Origin of the sequence: Sphingomonas sanguinis, assembly GCF_019297835.1 — a bacterium.
Taxonomy (GTDB): domain Bacteria; phylum Pseudomonadota; class Alphaproteobacteria; order Sphingomonadales; family Sphingomonadaceae; genus Sphingomonas; species Sphingomonas sanguinis_D.
Map to the genome: position 1 here is coordinate 4,244,280 of NZ_CP079203.1, position 19,025 is coordinate 4,263,304.

The 19,025-nt window shown below is 62.5% G+C and carries 15 protein-coding genes; 6 read left to right on the forward strand and 9 right to left on the reverse strand.

Annotated elements, in window-relative coordinates:
- Positions 1-48: 48 nt before the first annotated feature.
- Positions 49-762 carry an ArsR/SmtB family transcription factor gene (locus KV697_RS19490; RefSeq protein ID WP_219019578.1) on the reverse strand — a complete coding sequence of 238 codons (714 nt, stop codon included), beginning with the start codon at positions 760-762 and terminating at the stop codon, positions 49-51.
- Positions 763-900: 138 nt separating this feature from the next.
- Here KV697_RS19490 and KV697_RS19495 point away from each other — a divergent pair, with 138 nt between their 5' ends.
- From KV697_RS19495 to KV697_RS19510, 4 genes are all read left to right on the forward strand, one after another.
- Positions 901-1,230, forward strand: a complete 330-nt coding sequence (locus KV697_RS19495; protein ID WP_219019579.1) for an NIPSNAP family protein — start codon at positions 901-903, stop codon at positions 1,228-1,230.
- Entirely contained in the window at positions 1,227-1,574 is a 348-nt protein-coding gene (locus KV697_RS19500) for an antibiotic biosynthesis monooxygenase family protein (protein WP_219019580.1), read from the forward strand. The genes KV697_RS19495 and KV697_RS19500 overlap by 4 nt, the downstream gene beginning before the upstream one ends.
- Positions 1,575-2,042: 468 nt before the next feature.
- Positions 2,043-4,409: a membrane-bound PQQ-dependent dehydrogenase, glucose/quinate/shikimate family gene (locus KV697_RS19505; protein WP_219019581.1), complete on the forward strand. Its 2,367-nt coding sequence runs from the start codon at positions 2,043-2,045 to the stop codon at positions 4,407-4,409.
- A gap of 198 nt (positions 4,410-4,607) precedes the next feature.
- A complete protein-coding gene (locus KV697_RS19510) occupies positions 4,608-5,441 on the forward strand; it encodes an amidohydrolase family protein (protein WP_219019582.1) in 834 nt (277 codons plus the stop codon).
- Between the two features lie 376 nt (positions 5,442-5,817).
- Here the strand turns inward: KV697_RS19510 and KV697_RS19515 are convergent, their stop codons facing one another.
- The 3 genes from KV697_RS19515 to KV697_RS19525 are packed head-to-tail and all read right to left on the reverse strand — an operon-like array spanning position 5,818 to position 8,485.
- On the reverse strand, positions 5,818-6,540 hold the full coding sequence (locus KV697_RS19515) for a phosphocholine cytidylyltransferase family protein (RefSeq protein WP_219019583.1): 723 nt from the start codon (positions 6,538-6,540) through the stop codon (positions 5,818-5,820).
- Positions 6,537-7,634 carry an inositol-3-phosphate synthase gene (locus tag KV697_RS19520; protein ID WP_219019584.1) on the reverse strand — a complete coding sequence of 366 codons (1,098 nt, stop codon included), beginning with the start codon at positions 7,632-7,634 and terminating at the stop codon, positions 6,537-6,539. Before KV697_RS19520 ends, KV697_RS19515 begins: the two co-directional genes overlap by 4 nt.
- Positions 7,634-8,485 carry a CDP-alcohol phosphatidyltransferase family protein gene (locus KV697_RS19525; protein ID WP_257575456.1) on the reverse strand — a complete coding sequence of 284 codons (852 nt, stop codon included), beginning with the start codon at positions 8,483-8,485 and terminating at the stop codon, positions 7,634-7,636. The genes KV697_RS19520 and KV697_RS19525 overlap by 1 nt, the downstream gene beginning before the upstream one ends.
- A 555-nt stretch (positions 8,486-9,040) precedes the next feature.
- Between KV697_RS19525 and KV697_RS19530 the strand changes: the two genes are divergently transcribed.
- Positions 9,041-10,033, forward strand: coding sequence for an amidohydrolase family protein (locus KV697_RS19530; protein ID WP_219019585.1), 993 nt, complete (start codon positions 9,041-9,043; stop codon positions 10,031-10,033).
- Positions 10,034-10,137: 104 nt separating this feature from the next.
- On the opposite strand, the gene KV697_RS19535 is transcribed toward KV697_RS19530, so the two are convergent.
- Both KV697_RS19535 and KV697_RS19540 read right to left on the reverse strand, forming a co-directional pair.
- The gene (locus tag KV697_RS19535) at positions 10,138-11,151 is read right to left on the reverse strand and encodes an AI-2E family transporter (RefSeq protein WP_219019586.1); all 1,014 of its coding nucleotides are present in this window, start codon (positions 11,149-11,151) and stop codon (positions 10,138-10,140) included.
- Positions 11,148-12,041, reverse strand: coding sequence for a YihY/virulence factor BrkB family protein (locus tag KV697_RS19540; protein WP_219019587.1), 894 nt, complete (start codon positions 12,039-12,041; stop codon positions 11,148-11,150). The genes KV697_RS19535 and KV697_RS19540 overlap by 4 nt, the downstream gene beginning before the upstream one ends.
- A gap of 116 nt (positions 12,042-12,157) precedes the next feature.
- Between KV697_RS19540 and KV697_RS19545 the strand changes: the two genes are divergently transcribed.
- Positions 12,158-13,393, forward strand: coding sequence for a DUF2254 domain-containing protein (locus KV697_RS19545; protein ID WP_257575457.1), 1,236 nt, complete (start codon positions 12,158-12,160; stop codon positions 13,391-13,393).
- A 156-nt stretch (positions 13,394-13,549) separates the two neighbouring features.
- Here KV697_RS19545 and KV697_RS19550 read toward each other — a convergent pair whose 3' ends face one another.
- From KV697_RS19550 to KV697_RS19560, 3 genes are all read right to left on the reverse strand, one after another.
- Positions 13,550-17,134 (reverse strand): ABC transporter permease/M1 family aminopeptidase, encoded by a 3,585-nt coding sequence (locus KV697_RS19550; RefSeq protein ID WP_219019588.1) that lies wholly within the window; start codon positions 17,132-17,134, stop codon positions 13,550-13,552.
- A gap of 6 nt (positions 17,135-17,140) precedes the next feature.
- Positions 17,141-18,052, reverse strand: coding sequence for an ABC transporter ATP-binding protein (locus KV697_RS19555; protein WP_219019589.1), 912 nt, complete (start codon positions 18,050-18,052; stop codon positions 17,141-17,143).
- A 482-nt stretch (positions 18,053-18,534) separates the two neighbouring features.
- Positions 18,535-18,960, reverse strand: coding sequence for an alpha-N-acetylglucosaminidase TIM-barrel domain-containing protein (locus KV697_RS19560; protein ID WP_219019590.1), 426 nt, complete (start codon positions 18,958-18,960; stop codon positions 18,535-18,537).
- Positions 18,961-19,025: the final 65 nt, after the last annotated feature.

Here is a 19,025-nt window from a genome sequence, read left to right on the forward strand (position 1 = left end):
GCGCAGGCCGTCTTGTTGGTCGTTCCCAAACGGGAACGACACAGCCGGTTATTGTTCGGTTAGTTTGATACCGAAGTTGACGTTGAGCGCCAGCGCTCCGGCCCTCGTGATCGAGATAATCCGCGAGCGATCGTTGCGTCGCATCCAGCCCTGTTCGATGCACGCATTCAGGAGGGCTGCACCGACCGTCCCGGCGATGTGCGGGCGGCGTTCGCTCCAATCGAGGCAGGGGCGGCAAAACAGCCTGCGCGCCGTCGTGCGGTTCAGTGCCGTATCGATATCAACACCGATCGATCGGAAGAACATGATTCCTTCGGCGGATAGCTCGCCTCCATCAGCCAGATCGGTGATGTAGCCTCGCTCACCCATGCGATCAGCGACAGCTACGGCGATGCTGCCAGCTAGATGGTCGTAGCAGGAGCGGGCGCGTCGCATTGCGGCATCGCGAGGGCCTGTCCTTACTTTGCGGTTTGCAAGGTTCGCGGGTTCGGCCGCGACCGCCATGATGCTTTCGATCATGGTGGCGACGGTCACCGAGGCGAGCCGATGATACCGGTGGCGTCCCTGCCGTTCGACCGCCAGCAGCCCCGCCTCCGTCATCCGCCCCAAGTGACTGCTCGCCGTCTGGGGGGTGATCCCCGCAACGTCGGCCAGCTCGGTCGCCGTCAGCGCGCGCCCGTCCATCAGCGTCACCAGCATCGCGCTTCGGGCAGGATCGCCGATCAGGGCGGCGATTTCGGCAATTCCGGTCGTAGTCAGCATTTATCTCTCACCCGAAGCGGGTTTCGTTGCACACGTCCTCGCATATGCGGCTTCCGTAATGGTTCGATGCCGATCGAAGCATCGCCCAAAGCCCGCGATCTATGAAGGCCCGGTCACGGCAACACCGGAAGGCCATTCATGATTACGTGTTTTATCCGCTATGAAATCGACCCCTTTCGTGTCGATGCGTTCGAGGAATATGCCTGCAACTGGGGGCAAGCAATCCCGCGTTGCGGGGCCGATCTGATCGGCTATTTCGCCCCTCATGAGGGGTCGGCGACCACAGCCTATGGCCTCTACAACATCGAAAACCTCGCCGCCTACGAGGGTTACCGTGCGCGACTGCGCGATGATCCCCTTGGCCGAAGCAACTACGAGTTCGCGAAGCGGGAACGCTTCATCCTGCACGAGGATCGGATGTTCCTCAGACTTGCCTCGACGCCCCATGCGCCGCTGGTAAAACCATGATCGCTGTCATCTTCGAGGTCGATTTGGCCGAGGGGCGAACGGACCAGTATCTTGCGCTCGCCGCTGCATTGCGCGGCGAGTTGGAAACGATCGACGGCTTCCTGTCAGTCGAGCGCTTTCAAAGTATGTCCACGCCAAACAGGATGGTGTCGCTCTCGTTCTTTCGGGACGAGCAGGCTGTTCAACAGTGGCGAAACACGTTCGCGCACCGTGCCACGCAGGCGCAAGGGCGAGCAGGCATCTTCACGAACTATCGGCTGCGGGTCGCCAGCGTCGTCCGCGATTACGGGATGCTCGATCGTATCGAGGCTCCAGCAGATAGCCTAGCTGTTCATTCGATGTAGGACAGTCGCCCCACACTGAAACACGTCTACCCTTCCCATTTCCCCTGCCAGGGGAGGTTTCGGGAAGCCTAGCGGCTTCCCGCTCAACCATGGTTTTTGGCAAAGGCGGTCCGCCGCGACATCGGCTAGCGCCATCTGCGTACCCGCAGGTGAACTGCCCGCTCTTAACATTTGAGGACATTCAAGCATCCAGCCTTGATGTGAGTGATCGGCTATCGCGAGATGAACAAATGGCAGAAAGCGGGAAGCGGCTTGGCAGCCTTAAGCGGCCGTTTCTGGGTCATCTAGCCGGTTGCGTTCGTAGGTTCACGATCGCCAACGCCATCGCTCGATCCAGCGCAGATACTGAAGCTGGATCATGGAGCCGGGAGCCGCACAATGAGCAAGGATGGCCACGTGCCGGGGCTCTCCCTCTGAGACTTCCGCCCGTTCTACGCGTTCAGCCAAGACGACGTGAAGGGGAAGAAGATGGCGCGGGTCTATCGGGTGGTGCTGGCATGGGTGATCGCCCTGCTCGGCGGTTTCTTTGCGGTGGCGGGCGCCGTCCTCGCATCGATCGGCGGGTCGCCCTATTACCTCATCGTCGGCATCGCGATGGTGGCAAGCGGTGCGCTGCTTGGGCGGGGCAGCCCGCTGGGGCGCTGGCTATTCATCGCCATCTGGGTCGCGACGCTGGTCTGGGCGCTGTGGGAGGTCGGGCTCGACGGGCTACAGCTGGTGCCTCGCGTAGTCGCGCCGACGGTGCTGCTGATTCTTGTGCTGCTGACGGGCTGGCGAGCGCGGTCCTGGCGATCACGCGCGCATGCCGTGCCCGCGGTCGCAGCGGCGCTGGTCGTGGCAGGCCTAGCTGGGCTGGTGTTGCATGGTGACGGCGTGGAAGCGCAGAACGCACCAGCCGTACCCTCGATCGCGCCGGCGCCGATCGGCGAAGCCGACGGCGACTGGCGCGATTACGGCGGCACGTTGTCAGGGCGCCGCTACTCCGCGCTGGCCGATATCACGCCTCAGAATGTCGGGCGGCTGCAGCTAGCCTGGACGCAGCGCACCGGCGACCTGCCGATGGCGGCTGAGACCCAGGAACATAAGCGAGAGTATCATTCCGAGGCGACGCCGATCCACATCGGCGACACGCTCTATACCTGCACGCCGCACTCCTTCGTCCAGGCGATCGACGCGACCACCGGCAAGACGAAGTGGAGCTGGCACGAGGACGCAGCCATCGCTGGCAACAACTATCTGGTCTGCCGCGGGGTCACCTATTTCGAAGCGCCGATGGGAACGCCGTGCCCGCGCCGCATCTTCGCGCCCACATTCAACGCAAGGTTGGTCGCGCTCGATGCCGATACCGGACGGCCGTGCCCGAGCTTCGCCAATGGCGGTGCGATCGACCTGCGCACCAACATGGGGACCTCGAAGCCGTCGGATCAGATCGGTACGACACCCCCCGTGGTGGTCAACAATCGCCTGATCATCGGCGAGCGGATCATCGACAACGTCAATCGCGATATCCCATCGGGCGTCGTGCGCGCCTATGATCCGGTGTCGGGCGCGCCGGTCTGGGCCTGGGACGTCGGCCGTTCGCAGGATGCGATCGCGCCGCTGCGGGCAGGACAGACCTATACCCGCGGCACGCCGAATGTGTGGGGAGCAATCACCGCCGATGCCGCCAACGGCCTCGTCTATTTGGGGACGGGCAATGCCTCGCCCGATTACTGGATCGGCTATCGCCGGCCGTTCGATGACCGGTTCGGCTCGTCGATCGTCGCGCTTGACGTCGCGACCGGCAAGCTGCGCTGGACGCGGCAGCTCGTTCACCGCGACATGTGGGACATGGATCTGCCGATCGGGCCCTCACTGTTCGATTACCGCGCTCCGAACGGACAGGTCATCCCCGCGCTGATCCAGACCACCAAGATGGGGCAGGTGTTCTTCCTCAACCGCCTGACCGGCGCGCCGCTCGCTGCGATCACCGAACGGCCGGTGCGCACTGACGGTGCCACCCCGGGCGTGCGGGTCTCACCGACCCAGCCCTTCTCGACCGGCATGCCGAGCTTCACCCCGGCGGCACCGACCGAAACCGCGACCTGGGGCGCGACGCCGATCGACCAGCTGTTCTGCCGCATCGACATCCGCCGCGCGCAGGGCACCGGCATCTACCAGCCGATGGGGCTGAACCCGATCATCGGACATCCGGCATTCGACGGGGTGACCGACTGGGGCGGCGCTGCGGTCGATCCCGTCCGCGGGGTGATGACCGTCAACACCATGGAGATGCCGTTCAAGCTGTGGCTGATGCGCCGCGACGATCCGCGCGTGGCACCGATGATGAAGCAGAAGCAGGGCGGTGAGAACGCCATGCAGGCGCAGCTGCAAACCCAGTACAACACCCCCTACGTCGCGGTAGTAAAGGCATGGGTGGGAATCTTCGGGGCGCCCTGCGTAGCGCCGCCTTGGGGCCATCTGACCGCAGTCGATCTGAACACGCGCCGCATCTTGTGGAAGAAGGTGCTTGGCACCGCGCGCGATACCGGGTTGTTCGGATCCCACCTTGGCGTGCCGATCAAGACCGGCGTGCCGAACCTCGGCGGGTCGATCATCACCGCGGGTGGCCTAGCGTTCATCGGGGCGACGACGGACCAGTATCTCCGTGCTTACGACCTCAACACAGGCGAGGTGGTTTGGAAAGCGCGGCTGCCAGCGGGCGCGCAGGCGACGCCGATGACCTATCGCGGGCGCGACGGGCGGCAATATGTCGTGATCACCGCGGGCGGACACGGCGCTCTGGGTACCCGGTACGGCGATTACACGCTCGCCTACGCGCTACCGAGAAGCTGACACGACCGCGATGTTCGCCACCATAGCTGATGTGGGTAGTCCATGCGCCTGATCGCCATCGAAGAACATGTCTTGCCCTAGTTTGTCCGGAACGCCTGGGCGTTCGCTCCTCCACCACATGATCCCGTATCGGACATCGCCGATGGCGGGATCACGGGCGAACGTCTGGCGGACCTTGGTGAAGGTCGTCTCGCCTTGATGGATGAGCAGGGCGTCGACGTCCAAGTGCTTTCATTGACCACGCCCGGTCTTCACAATCTGGAGGCAGGACCGGCTGTCGAGACGGCGCAGCGCGTGAACGACCGAATTGCCGATGCGTGCGCTCGCCATTCCACCCGCTTCCAGGGTTTTGCAGCCCTGCCGACGGCTGATTCCGATGCCGCTCCGCGCGAGCTCGAGCGCGCGGTGAATGACCTCGGCCTCAAGGGTGCTATGCTGTGTGGGCGCACCCGGGACCGTCACCTCGACCATCCGGCGCTGCGGCCCATGCTCGCCAAGGCCGCGGAACTCAGCGTGCCGCTTTTCATCCACCCCCAGACACCGGCACCGTCGGTGCGTGCGGCCCAGTATGCGGGGATCGGCGAGCGGGCCGATCTCGCGCTCGCCGCCTTTGGCCTTGGTTGGCATTATGAGGCGGGGTTGGAATGGATCCGCCTTGCCGCGGCCGGCGTCTTCGACGCACTGCCGGAGCTGCAGATCATCCTTGGCCATTGGGGCGAGGTGGTGCTGTTCTACCTTGAGCGCACATCCGCCGTCATGGAGCGCGCTCTCGATCTCGATCAGTCGCTGATCGAATATGCACGCCGCAACCTCTATGTCACCGGCAGCGGTATGTGGAGTGCTACCTATCTTCAGCAGTGCCTAGATATTGTCGGTCCCGAGCGCCTGCTGTTCTCGACAGACTTCCCATATCAATATCGCGAGGGTGGCGAGCCGCGACGTTTTCTGGAAACCGTGGCTATCGATGAGGCGATGCGCCGTAGCCTCGCATTCGCGAACTGGGAACGCCTGATAACAGCGACAAAAAAGTAGATCGTAACGGGATGCGCTGATCGAGCTGCGAGTTCGTCAAATTGGGATGAACGAACGGCAGATTTAGGCACGTCGTTCAGCGGCCGTGCATGACTGAAATTGGGTCATGCTTTCGGCATTTCAGTCACGGCAGCTTACAACCAGATGCTGTCGTTCACATATGCCGGGCCGAACGTCTGAATCTGATGGAAGCTGCCATCCGAACGTCCCCTGACCCCTGCATTAAAAGAGCCCCAAACTTTGCGACTAGATAGACAATCCCAGCTTCGATGATCGGGACAGACTATCTGAATGTCCTGCGATAGTGCTTCATTTGTACTTTCGTTTTAGCCCGAATGCGGCAGGCGGCTTGGCGGGACCGCTATTTGTGCTTATTTTAAGCGTTGCCTGTGCTGCGACGACTTGTGGTGAGCCACGTTTCTGCAATGCGCCATGCCCGCTCATCGTCAACATCGATCCATCCAAGATCGCTGCAATCGCGGATGCCAGCAGTACGGTCGGATGCCAGGCGCCGCATTCCTTCGGTTAGAGAGGGCTTGTCCAATCCCCGGAGTGCGTCGAACAGACCCTTGCCCACAGCGAAGACACCCGTATCGAAGCAATCATATACCGCGAGACCCTTGCCAATGCCGATCAAGCGTTCGCCATCCGTCTGAGCGCACGTCACATCGTCAAGATCGATCCAATCGTGATCGATCCGACGATCGATCCCGAGCGATGCGCCGCCCCCCGTATCGGCATGAGCCATTCGCCGATAAAATTCCGGTTCGACGAGATGGTCGCACATCGCGAGGATCGCCTCCTCACCGTACAGCAATGGTTCCGCTGCGAGCAACGACGAGCCGTTGGGATAGCGATGATCTTCTACCCGGACGGTTTCGACTGTGATCGGCCAATTTTCCGCCGCGACATAGGCCTCGATCGTCTCGGCCTCATAACCGACGACCACGACCGTCCGAGCCAGCCCCGCCTGCGCCATGCCGGACACGGCATGGGCAAGCAGTGTCCGCCCGCCCACGCGGCAGAGCGGCTTGAGCGGGGCGACAGCGCGAAGGCGGGATCCTTCGCCTGCCGCGAGAACAATACCGGTTTCGATCATTCAGCCGCTACGGCAATGAACTCGTCGACCGCCTGCGCCGCAAGGTCATCGGTCATCTGAATACGCGGATGCTTGCAGAAATACGCCGAGGCCGCGTCGATCGGCCCGGCCAAGCCGCGATCCTTCGCCAGCTTGGCGCACCGGATCATATCGATGGCGACGCCCGCACTGTTCGGGCTGTCCTCGACGGACAGGCGCAACTCGATGTTCATCGGCACACCGCCGAACATCGTCCCTTCCATCCGCAGAAAGCAGATCTTGTTGTCATTCTGCCAGGGTACATAGTCGGACGGGCCGATATGAACATTGTCGTCGTGCAGCCGCTCCGCAGCGACGGACTGCACCGCCTCGGTCTTCGAGATTTTCTTCGAGGCAAGGCGGCGATGATTGGACATGTTGAGGAAGTCGGTGTTGCCGCCGGTATTAAGCTGATAGGTCCGCTCCAGCTTGACGCCCCGCTTGGCGAACAGATCGGTGAGCACGCGGTGAACGATGGTGGCGCCGAGCTGCGCCTTAATGTCGTCGCCGATGATCGGGACACCAGCCTCGGTGAAGCGGTCCGCCCATATGGGGTCACTGGCGATGAATACGGGAATGTTGTTCACAAACGCCACACCCGCCTCGAGCGCGCATTCGGCGTAGAACTCACTGGCGGCCTGCGAACCCACCGGCAGATAGTTCATCAGCACATCGGTCTTGGTCTCGCGCAGGGCAGCGACCACTTCCGCTTTGGACGCCTCCTTTTCATGCGCGAGCAGGAATGTCCGATGATCGTCATAATCCGACATATGTTCGGCGACGCCGTCAAGAACATGCCCCATCTGCACCTTGGTCCCCGTGGGAGGCACGGTTTCGCAAAAGACGGTGGTGCAATTGGGCTTGGCGAAGATTGCCTCTGCTACGTCCTTGCCGACTTTTCGTTGGTCAATATCCCAAGCTGCAACGACTTGGATATCGGTCGGCCTATACCCGCCCAAGTCCCAATGCATGAGACCGACCGTTTCGTTTGCACCCTCGCGATAATAGGAAAGCCCCTGCACGAGAGAGCTGGCGCAGTTGCCTACCCCAACAATGGCAATATTAATGGCCGGCATTACCTTTTGCTTCCTTCTATGTCTGGGAAATAATTTTCCGGCACTGTGAGGCGATTTTCGACGGTGCGATGCTGGAAAAGTCCAAGGATGAGGATGATGTTCAGTGGGATAAGCTCAAACCACCAGAACAGGCGTGGATTACCAAAAAGACAGGCAAGGAAAATGGCATAGACCCGCACATTGGCGGATAGCAGGCTCATCAGCCGCATGGGCCTGACGGCGAGGGTGGCATATGTCGCCGCGAGCTCAGAGGGAGCTTGGTGCTGCCCCAGCGCGTGGTCGAACCGCGCCGCAACGCGATCCAATAATCCCCAGCAATGATCATAAAGTTGGACAAGCGGATTGCGGCTCGGTGTAGGGCTGACGATCTTTGCCACCGCATCCCGGCGCCGGTGAAAGCGGGCTCGCTCGCTCTCGTACATATTGGATTGGACCATATGTGCGATGCCTGCGGCGACCGCCAAGGCCCAAGCCTCCAACGTGCCGATGGAGAAGGCCAGCGAAACATAGATCAGGACGAAAACGCCATGATCGCACAACCCATCCAGCGCGCGTCCGAGCGGACTGGCGGTGCCTGTGGCCCGCGCGATCATCCCATCCATTCCGTCGGCGACAAGCCAGCAGACGGACAGCAGCAAGCCGACAACGGCAAAAGGCCATATTTCCCACTGGCTGTAGGCCAGCGCGGCCGATGTGCCCAAAGCCAGCCCGGCCAGGGAAACGGCATTGGCCGAGATTCCGCGCGCGATGAACCAAGGCACAAGAAAGCGTGCCGCTGGATGAACAATCCAGAGATTTGTCGGATCCTCTATCCGACGGTCCCGTGAGGTGTCGGGGATGGTAAATGTCATTAAATCGTAATGTATGAGCCTAGCTGTCTGACTTGCAAGCGATTTGCAACGAGCCTGTCACGCGTCGATCAGGCCGGTCGTTGAGGCAGGCTAGGGTTGGCGGTCAGCTCTGCGGTACCACGGCGGCCTGATGGATGGCGCCGTCATGCCGTTCTCAAGGCCATTTTCCGGATTTGATCGGTCGTGGTTCGACGACTTGTCAATGCCACGGCTGGAGCTACGGCTCGCCAATCATCTCGCGTCGAGTCTCTTTCGCAGGACCACGCACAATGTATCCCCCCGGCCTCCAAAGGGGACAGCGATCGTCATCAAAGGTCTGACGAATGCAGATCGGTGAGGTGACGCTAGCTGAGCAAGCAGCGGCCAGGCTGCAATTATTGAGCGTCCGCTTTCGGGAGGGGGCCGCGCGCCGTTGAATGGCCGACATATGGGTCAATCCAGGCGTTGGGCGACCTCCTGTGCAGCCGGGCTCATCATCCCGTTCAATAAGCGGTATTGCATCAGGAAACCGAGCAGCGGATTTAACGGTTGCCCTCGAGCATATGCGAGACGTCCATGCGCCTGATCGCCATCGAAGAACATGTCCTGCCGCACGATGTTCGTGACGCTTGGGCGTCAGCACCGCCTCCACATGACCCTGTATCCGTTATCGCAGACGGGGGTGTAACGGGCGAGCGTCTGGCGGACCTTGGAGAGGGTCGCTTGGCGCTGATGGACGAGCAGGGCGTCGATGTCCAAGTGCTGTCCCTTACCACGCCGGGTCTACACAACCTCGAGCCTGTACCAGCGGTCGAGTCTGCTCGACGCGTCAATGATCTGATTGCCGATGCATGCGCGCGTCATCCTACGCGCTTCCGGGGATTCGCGGCTCTTCCGACATCCGATCCAGATGCCGCCCCCCGCGAGCTGGAGCGCGCCGTGAAAGAGCTAGGGCTGAAGGGCGCGCTGCTCTGCGGCCGTACACGCGATCGGCATCTCGATCATATCGTGCTGCGGGCCATGCTGGCGAAAGCTGCAGAACTGGGCGTTCCTCTATTCATCCATCCCCAAACGCCGACACCGGAGGTACGCGCGTCCAACTATTCCGGGATCAATGAGATGGCGGATCTGGCACTCGCCGCCTTTGGACTTGGCTGGCATTATGAGGCAGGCTTGGAATGGGTCAGACTGGCGGCGGCGGGTGTCTTCGACGAGCTGCCGACGTTGCAGATCATCCTTGGTCATTGGGGCGAGGTGGTGCTGTTCTACCTCGAGCGGACGTCGGCTGTGATGGGCCGAGCCCTCGAACTTGAGCAATCGCTGAATGAATATGCCCGCCGCAACCTTTACGTTACCGGCAGCGGCATGTGGAGTGAAGCCTATCTGCGGCAGTGCCTGGATATCGTCGGCCCCGATCGTCTGCTGTTCTCGACCGATTTCCCATACCAGTACCGACCGGGCGGCGAGCCACGTCGCTTCCTCGAGACCGTCGACCTGGACGACACGGCGCGCCGTGGTCTCGCCTTCGTAAACTGGGAGCGTCTGACGGCGCCAAATAGCCTAGGCTAGATTCCAGGAATGCCCGACGAACGAACGCCCACTTTAGGAAAACCACCTGCTCGCTGCGAACGCTCGGAATTGAGTCTCTGGCGCCACCGCCCTCGTCGTTTAATTTAAGCAGACAGCAATTTCGTGATCCATCGGCTGCGATCGAACTGGCCGCAGATGATGACGATCGCGGCGGTGAGCGGCACCGCGATCAATGCGCCGGCGATACCCCAGACCCAGCTCCAGAACGTCATCGCGATGATGATCGCCAGCGGTGACAGCGACAGCTGCTTGCCTTGAAGCAGCGGGTAGATCACGTTGCTGATCGTCATCTGCAGGACGACGAAGCCGACGAAGACCAAGGCCGGCATCTGCCACCCGCCGAACTGCACGAAGGCGAACAGCACGGGCGGCACGATGCCGACAATGTTGCCGATTACGGGCACGAAATTGAGGAGGAAGTTGAGGATACCCCATACCAGCGCGAGCTCCAGCCCGGTCATCCACGACCATAGGGCGGAGGCGACACCGGTCAGGATACTGGTGGCCAGGGTCGTGCTGAGATACCGGCGGACCTGACCCGATATCTCCTCGCTCACCTCCAACATGTCGCGGCGCGCACGACCTTCGCACATCTCGTACAAGCGACGCCGCAGCCGCGGCACCTCGGGCAGGCCGAGCATCACGACGATGCCGATGAACCCGACATAGGTCACGAAGGCATAGGCACCGCTCGCCAGCATCTGCAGCATCGCCGTGATGCGCTGGCGATTGAGCGTCCCGGCGATCGGCACACCGCGATCGGCGGCCCAGGCCGCGAGCCGCGTATAGACTTTTTCGAGCCCCGCCCACTGCGCCGACATCGCCCCGATGACCTGCCCGATCGACAGGTACACCGCCGCCGCGAAAGCGACGAGGATGGCGATCAGCGACAGGAGCGTCAGCGTATAGGCGATCCACGACGGCATGAAGCGCGCCAACCAGCGCTTGAGCGGCCACAAGGCGGCGACAATGATCGCGGCGAAGGCGATCGGCATAATGACGGCGAAGCCTGCCCGGAGCGCTCCGATCAGCAGGATCGCGACGATGATCGTCAGCATACGCTGGCGGTAGCGGTCCTGTACCGGATCCTGGGTCATTCGCGTCGTTCCTCGATGCTGATACCGGAGGCAGCCATCGCCTCCGCGTTGAGCCGCGCGCCGAGCAGCAGCGCCCATGCCGAGACCATCAGCCACAGCATCAGCACCACCACGGCGGCAAGCGAACCGTAAGTGTCGTCGAACCGCGCAACATGCGCGACATAGGTACGGAACAGTGTCGTCGCGACTAGCCACATCGTCACGCCGGCGATCGTGCCCGGCAAGACGCGGCGCCACGGGATCCTCTGGTCCGCTGCAGGGGCATAACGATAGATCAGGATCAGCCCTGCGCCCGCACCCAGGGTCAGCGAGCCGAAGAGTGTGATAGTGGAGACGAGACGCGCGCCCGGCAGGCCATCGGGCACATAGCTTTGCAGGAACGCTAGCACGGACAGCGACACCAAGGCGGTCAACGTGAGCGCTGAGCAGCAGAGCACCAGCGCCGTCGACACGAGCTGCCGGCGCAAGCCCTGGCGCTCCCGTTCAACGCAATAGGCGAGATTGATGCCGTGGAGCAGCGACCGTCCGGCGCGACGCGCACTGAACAGCGCGATGCCGATCGACAGGAGGAAGGCCGCGACCGACCCCCGGTTGGGCGCCAGTGCGTTGTGCAGGCCCCTGGACACGATCGGCCGCGCATCCACCGGCATGATCGCGGTCAATGTCGACAGATTGCGCGCGACCGTCTCGGCGGGGACGAAAAAGCCGTAAGCGCCAGCGATCAGGCCGATCAACGGGATCATTGCGAGGAAAGCGGCAAAAGCGATCGAGCTGGCCGCGATGCCGAAGTCGTCGCGCATGCCGCTGCGCACCGTCCGCCACGAAAGAACCGACCAGCGCAGCACATTCGAGGAGTCCGCCCGCTGACGCCTGCTGGTCGCTCCGTTCACCCCCACGTCATGCCCCCGTGCCTCAATCGATTTGGATGCCCGTGTCCGGGTGAAGGACCCATAACGATCGTCTTCGATTTAGGTCCTATCGATTGCAAAAAGGACGGAAAGGCCCGGTGATCTCCAAGGCTCGCATCAGCTGGCTCGTCCGGCGTGTCGCCCGAAAAATCTGGTTCCGGGCAGCGCTTATCAGCGCCGCCAGCGTCTTGGTGGCTGCCTTTGCAGGGATCGTCGCGCGCGCGGTGCCGTACCACTTTACCGGCGACATCGGGCAGGATGCGGTCGGCACGGTACTGGAGATCATCGCCTCGTCGATGCTGGCTGTCACCACCTTCTCGCTGACGGCGATGGTCAGCGCCTATTCGTCGGCTACCCAATTGGCTACCCCGCGTGCGACGCAATTGCTGATCTCCGACCGCATGTCGCAAAATGCGCTTTCGACGTTTCTCGGCGCGTTCATCTTCGCGATTGTCGGCATCATCGGCTTGCAGACGCGGTTGTACGGCGGGCAGGGGCGCGTGCTGTTGCTGATCGCCACCGTTCTCCTCGTGGCGCTGGTGGTCGTGACCTTATTACGCTGGATTGCCCATCTCGCGGCCTTCGGCCGGATGTCGGACGTGATCGACCGGGTCGAGGATGCGGCGCGCTCTGCGATGATGGCTTTTGCCAAAAACCCCCATGGCGGGGGAAGACCGGCGATACCAATCCCGAACGACGCACGACCGGTCCTGTCCGATACGATCGGCTATGTGACGCATATCGACTTCGACCGTCTTGCGGCGCTGGCGCGGCGCTCCGGCATGGTCATTCATGTAGCGGCCATTCCAGGCACGTTGGTGCACACTGGGCGGCCGCTCCTTCATGTGGTCGGGCGCGATGAGGACGAACAGGATTGCGAATTGGCGCAGGCCTTCATGATCGAGCGGCACCGCGATTTCGATCATGATCCCCGGCTTGGCCTCATCGCATTGGGAGAGATCGCAGGACGAGCGCTTGCCCCCGCCACCAACGATCCCGGTACTGCAATAGAGGTACTCAATGCGATCTTTCGCACCCTGAACGAATTGCCTGCGAAAGAGGTGGCCTTGGACGGTGATCTGCCGCCAGTATATGTACAGCGCCCGTCGGTAGAAGACCTGGTTCGAGCCGGCTTCGCGCCGATCATCCGAGAGGGCTCGGGTGAGGAGGAGGTCGCGATACGCACCTTCAAGGTGCTGGCCGCCCTAGGCGAGGAGTTTCCCGACGCGCGAGAGGTCACGCAAACATTGGCTGGCGAGCTTGAACAGAATGTCGAGCGGGAAATGCGCGATAAGGCCGCCATCGCCAGGACGTTGGCCGCGTTAAAACATTGAGCACTGAGGGGGCAGTCACGGAAAAGGGGATCAGCACGTGCCAATGTGAACGAACGGCAGAAACCTGGACACGATCGGCACGTGTCTAATGGCTGGTCCTGGGTCAAATCGGCCGCCGTGCTGATAAGACAACGCTTTTGTGAGTTTTTACAAACGTCATCCCGTTACGCTCACGACATTGTCATCGCCGTTACGATCGATATATTTGTTATAGGGGTCGATGCCGACGAACATAGGCTTACGGGCGGTCATGATCCGTACCTGCTGGATGCCGCCCCGGATCGGGCGCCGTTCTATGGCAAGTACGTCGGCGCGCGAGAAATCGCCGAAACCCGGACGCGCGACGAAGGCACCGATATCGAAACGGCCAGCGAGCGGGACCAATGTCTCGTTACCCTTGCCATCTGCGACAAACTTGGCTGCGTCGACGGATAGCAACGTCTCCCAGCGGCCATCGGGCAGGCGTCGCGTCGTGGCGCCCTTCGCCTTCAAGTCCCAAAGGGTGATGCGCTCGAACAGGTCGGCGACCAGCGTCCGTTCCTCTGGCGTGCGCGCGAGCGCGGCAAAGCTGGCAACGAGATCGGTTGATCGTGGATAGGGGCGGCCACGGAAGCGGTAGCGGTCGAGAAGCCCCGCGAGCATCGCGTTGACGCGATCCTCGCCGAGCCGGTCCTGCAGCAGATAGAGCGCCAGCGAGCCCTTGTTATAGTGGATATATGCCTGGTTCTCCACGCGCTCCAGCGGCAGCTCCTCCACCGCCTCGGCACGACGCCCGCGCAGATAGTCGTCGAGTTCGTATTTGAGGAAACGGCGGATCTTCTCGGGGCCGTAGAGCCGCTTCATCACCATCAGCGCGGAATATTGCGCCATCGTCTCCACCCACATCGTGCCGCCTTGCATGTCGGCGCTGATGATCTGGTGTGCCCAATATTGGTGCGCCAGTTCGTGCGCTGTGACGTAGGTGACATAGTCGATGCGGTCCTGGCTACGGGCATCGGCGATGAAGCCGATCTTCTCCGAATAGGGGATCGTGCCGGCGAACGCTTGTGCATAGGTGGAGTAGCCGGGATATTCGACGATGCGGGCATAGTCGAACTGGTAAGGGCCGAAATTCGCGTGGTAATAGCCGAGCGCGGCCTGCATAGCGGCAAGCATCCGATCGACGTTGAAGGCGTGCTTCGGATCGTAATGAACCGACAGCCGCACTCCGTCAGCCATCTTCGCCTTTTCCGCATAGCGCGCCGACTGGACCGAGAAGAAGGCAAGGATCGGCGTATCCGAGACGAAGCGCGCGGTTCGACGCTGGCCGATCGTGACGTCGGAGAGTTTACGGCCCGGCGCGATCGGTACCTGATCGGCGTCGGTCGACAGCGTGATGTCTGAGCGGACCCAGTCAGCGTGGACATAGTTGCGCCACTGCGCCGAGCGATCCTCGAGCTTCGCCAGCCGGAGTTCGGCGGGGAGGCCCTGCTTGCGGCGCTTGGTGCGGTCCTGGAGCAGCCCGGTCCGGTCCATGCCGATCACGGGCGCGAATTCGCGGTTGTTGAGGAAGCTGCCATTGCCAACGAGGCGGACATCGTCGTCGTTGGCGGTGAAGCCGCGAACTGCCCGCGCGGTACGGAAGTCTATCGTGCCGGTCGCGCCCGGTGCGAGCGGCCGGTCGAACCGGTAGATGCGGTACTGGAAATCGTCGTCGACCATCACCGGCCGTGCGCCCGGCACGACGACCGCGACCAGACGGGTCTTGTCGTCCTGCATCCGCAGATGGACGTCGCGCAAGGGCGCCCCGGTGTCATTGATGAAGGCGTAACGCCCCGTCGTCGTCATCCGCCGCTCGGCGGGGTGGAGCGCGACATCGAGGCGGATCGCGGTGAGCGTCGGCTGGCGCAGCGACGCATATCGATAATATTTTCGCTCATACGCAGCCTGACGCGCCTCCTGCGCGGGTTCGCTGCGATAGGTGTTGAGGATGTCCATCTGGCGATAGGCAAAGGTGCCGGTCGCGACGATCACGACCAGTGCCGTCACCAGCAGAATACCCGGCCCGCCGGCCAACCGCCGCGGCACGAGGCGGAGGCGGTGGCCGAGCTTCACGTCGGTGCCGCGCCGCCAGAGCAGATGCGCGCAGACGCCCAGGACCAGCGCCCAGCCGGCCCAGTACAGCCTAAGCCACCAGCCGCGCGCGCCGCCAATCTGGTCGCCGTTCATGTCTGACAGCCGCATCGTTCCGGTCGAGCCGTACAGATAGAGCGGGTGATCCCAGCCGATGGTGGTGAAGATGCTGGTCGCGACGAAATAGACGACCATGACCGCCCAACCGATATATTTGTTGGGACTGAGCGCCTGCACAAAGACCGAAAGTACCGCGATCAGCCCGAAATCGACCGCCAGGGGTGCGATATACCAGGCAAGATATTCGCCAGTATGCACGTCGGTGACGCCACGGGACAGCTGCACGGCGATCGCGACCAGCGCGGACAGGACCAAGGTCGTCGCGAGCACGGCGGTGATCGCCAGCGTCTTGGGCAGCATATAGGCCCAGCCGGGCAACGCCGTCGCATCGATGATCTCGTTCATGCCGCGTTCGCGATCGCGCCACACCAGTTCACCTGCATAATATATGGCGATGATGAGCGGCATGACCGCGAACGCGCCAGTCAGCAGGTCGATGATCGAGAATGTCAGCGGCCAGGTCGGCGTACCGTAACGTTCGCCGGAGAATAATAGTCGTGCGATCACATTGGCGAGGCCGATCGGCACCATAATGACGAAGCCGGGGCTGCGGAAGATCAGCGCCATCTCAAACCGGGTGCGGGCGATCAGTTGCGCGCGACGGGCGCTTGCGGGGGTGGCCGGCGGCAGCACCGATACGGTGTAGGGGCTGTGCGCGGCGAGCTTGGCGGCGCGGCGCTGTTCGCGGCGGAGCCGTCGCTTCGACACGCCGCGCTCGCTGAACGAGAAGCGGGCATAGGCCAGTGCCAGCGCGACGGCACCGAACAGCAGGCAGACGAGGCGGTTGACCGCCAGGATGCCGGCGAAGGCGGGCATGGCCGAGTTCGCCTCGGCTGCCGTCCAGTAGCGTGTAGTCCAGCTGAAGGCCCCGACACCGAACGGCTCCAGATAGGCGATCGTCTCGCGCAGCTCAGGTTTTGCCGTCGCGATCCCGACGAGCGAGAAATATAGGACTAGGAAGACGATGACCGCGAGATAGCTATAGGTCATCGACCGCGTGATCGTCGCCACCGCGAAGAACACGCATGAGGTCAGGAACAGATTGGGCAGCGCAAGAAGCGCATAGGCATAGAGATAGTCGCCGAGCCGATTGGGACCCAGCGTCTCGGGATCGACCCACGGCATCATCGAGCCGAGCCAGATCGCAAGCGGCACCACCAGGAAGGCGATCGCTGCGGCTGCAAAGGCCCCCAGAAAGCGGGCGAGTAGATAAGATGCCTTGGTGACGCGGGTCGAGCGGACCATCGATCCAAAGCCGCTCTCATCGTCGCGCACGACCACGTTCGAGACGAACGCTGTCGTCACGAACATGAAGAAGAGCGACATGATGATGTGCGTGCGTGCGAGCGCGGTGGCTGCGTTTTTGTGCACGTTGCCACCGCTGCCAATCTGGATCTGATCAATCGTCATCGACCCGAAGGTCAAGAGGAAGAACAGGATGGAGACGACCCAGAAAACCGGGTTCCTGAGCTGGTAGCGCAGCTCGAAGCGGGCGATGGCATCGAACATGATCGCTCAGCCCGCGACGGGGAAGGGGACGGGCGCTACGCCCGGCGTGCGGCGCGAACGGGCGAGCGTGGAGAAGTACACGTCCTCCAGCCCGCCATCCGTTTGGTGGAAGCCGTCGCCGGGATCCTGATCGGCGAGGATATGGACGATGGTGCGGCCGGCGAACAGGCGGGTCGAGATGACCTCGTGCGTGCTACGCACGACCGCCATGTCGTCGCGCGCGATCGTTTTCGCCCACACGCTGCCGCGGGCACGTGCGATCAGTTCGAGCGGGGCGCCTTCGAGCTGGATACGGCCGGCGGCAAGCACGGCCATGCGCGGGCACAGGTCGGCGACATCCTCAACGATGTGCGTCGATAGGATAACGACGACGTTCTCGCCAATCTCGGCTAGGAGGTTTAGGAAGCGGTTGCGCTCCTCGGGATCGAGACCGGCGGTCGGCTCGTCGACGATGATAAGGCGTGGGTTGCCGATCAGCGCCTGCGCGATGCCGAACCGCTGGCGCATCCCGCCCGAGAAACCGGCGATCGCTTTCTTGCGATGCTGCCAAAGGTTGGTCTGGGAGAGGAGCGTTTCCACCGTCGCACGCCGATCCGCCGGCGAGGCGACGCCTTTTAGCACCGCCATGTGATCGAGCATGTCATAGGCAGAGACGCGCGGATAGACGCCGAAATCCTGCGGCAGATAGCCAAGCGTTTCACGCAGACGCTCCGGCTGGGCGATCACGTCAACGTCGTCGAATCGGATGCTGCCGGCGGTCGGCGTCTGCAAAGTCGCCACCGTCCGCATCAGCGTCGACTTGCCTGCGCCGTTCGGGCCGAGGAGGCCGAACATGCCGGTGGGAACCGACAGGGACACGTCGTCGAGCGCGCGTGTCCCGTTCGCGTATACGTGGCTCACGCCAGCAAGTTCGAGCATCGTGATCCCCCAATTTGAGCTGGAACTCTACCGCGCCATGTCGTTGGTGCAATAGCGGAGTATCACACCTGGCGACGTTTCGACTTCTGCAGCTGATCATTAGGCCGGCACGCGGAGACATTTCTCCGGCGGGTGGCGCGATTCTGTGGCTGGGGCTTTGGTGTAATTAAGCAAGATTGCTCAGAACAGAGACTTGCAGAACGTTGCCTGTCGTGGCGGTTGCTAGCGGAATCAATTTCGGTGGAGAAAAGTCACTCGGGGTCGAATGGCGGATAACGTGCCCAACGGCCACTGTGACGTCGTTGTAGAACGCGATGAACGAGCGTCCGCTTCTGGGAAAAAAATATGACCCACCGAACGTCCGTTCCTGGGTCATCATCGCCCAATATCACCCACCCGTTGCCGATCGCACTCCAGCTTGATGGGCACCAATACCGGCGAGTACTCCGGCGGCTGACGCAAGGGTAGCATTGTGCATGGGATTAGCCCTCGATATTGCCCATGCGCTGCCATGGCAGGAAGGCGGAGCCGGAGAGATGCGCGGCCAATTGCGCCTCGCTCAGCCCCTGTTCGCGCCATAGCTTGCGCCAGACATAATCCTGCCCCTCCATGGCGAGCGGCATGTCGACGCCGTGGACCGCCATCGCGTCGATCTCGCGTTCCCAGCGGGCCCAGTTCCACCAGGGGGTGGTGTAGCCATAGGTGCAGGTGTTCAGATAGGCGCGGTAGGCGAAGGGCGAGGAGACCCAGCCGCTGTCGCCGGGCGTCAGGCGGGTCATCGGGCCGACGCGATTGCCCTCCCAGGCGACCGACAACCGCCCTTGCGTCGTCAGCGCCGCCGCCGCGCCCCGGATCGCGGCGACCGGCGAGGATGCCGTGACCCGCAACCGATCCCGCGCGATCGTCACGCGGTAGCGCGGGGAGGGAAGTCTTCACGGGCGGCATTGTCCTTGGCATGGCCCCAAAAGGGAAG

What these genes read in the sequence shown, in the direction of transcription:
- KV697_RS19520 (WP_219019584.1), bottom strand. Translation starts at nt 7,634, where the DNA reads ATGCCGGCCATTAATATTGCCATTGTTGGGGTAGGCAACTGCGCCAGC.
- KV697_RS19555 (WP_219019589.1), bottom strand. Translation starts at nt 18,052, where the DNA reads ATGCTCGAACTTGCTGGCGTGAGCCACGTATACGCGAACGGGACACGC.
- KV697_RS19490 (WP_219019578.1), bottom strand. Translation starts at nt 762, where the DNA reads ATGCTGACTACGACCGGAATTGCCGAAATCGCCGCCCTGATCGGCGAT.
- KV697_RS19500 (WP_219019580.1), top strand. Translation starts at nt 1,227, where the DNA reads ATGATCGCTGTCATCTTCGAGGTCGATTTGGCCGAGGGGCGAACGGAC.
- KV697_RS19530 (WP_219019585.1), top strand. Translation starts at nt 9,041, where the DNA reads ATGCGCCTGATCGCCATCGAAGAACATGTCCTGCCGCACGATGTTCGT.
- KV697_RS19525 (WP_257575456.1), bottom strand. Translation starts at nt 8,485, where the DNA reads ATGACATTTACCATCCCCGACACCTCACGGGACCGTCGGATAGAGGAT.
- KV697_RS19510 (WP_219019582.1), top strand. Translation starts at nt 4,608, where the DNA reads ATGGATGAGCAGGGCGTCGACGTCCAAGTGCTTTCATTGACCACGCCC.
- KV697_RS19550 (WP_219019588.1), bottom strand. Translation starts at nt 17,134, where the DNA reads ATGTTCGATGCCATCGCCCGCTTCGAGCTGCGCTACCAGCTCAGGAAC.
- KV697_RS19515 (WP_219019583.1), bottom strand. Translation starts at nt 6,540, where the DNA reads ATGATCGAAACCGGTATTGTTCTCGCGGCAGGCGAAGGATCCCGCCTT.
- KV697_RS19505 (WP_219019581.1), top strand. Translation starts at nt 2,043, where the DNA reads ATGGCGCGGGTCTATCGGGTGGTGCTGGCATGGGTGATCGCCCTGCTC.
- KV697_RS19495 (WP_219019579.1), top strand. Translation starts at nt 901, where the DNA reads ATGATTACGTGTTTTATCCGCTATGAAATCGACCCCTTTCGTGTCGAT.
- KV697_RS19535 (WP_219019586.1), bottom strand. Translation starts at nt 11,151, where the DNA reads ATGACCCAGGATCCGGTACAGGACCGCTACCGCCAGCGTATGCTGACG.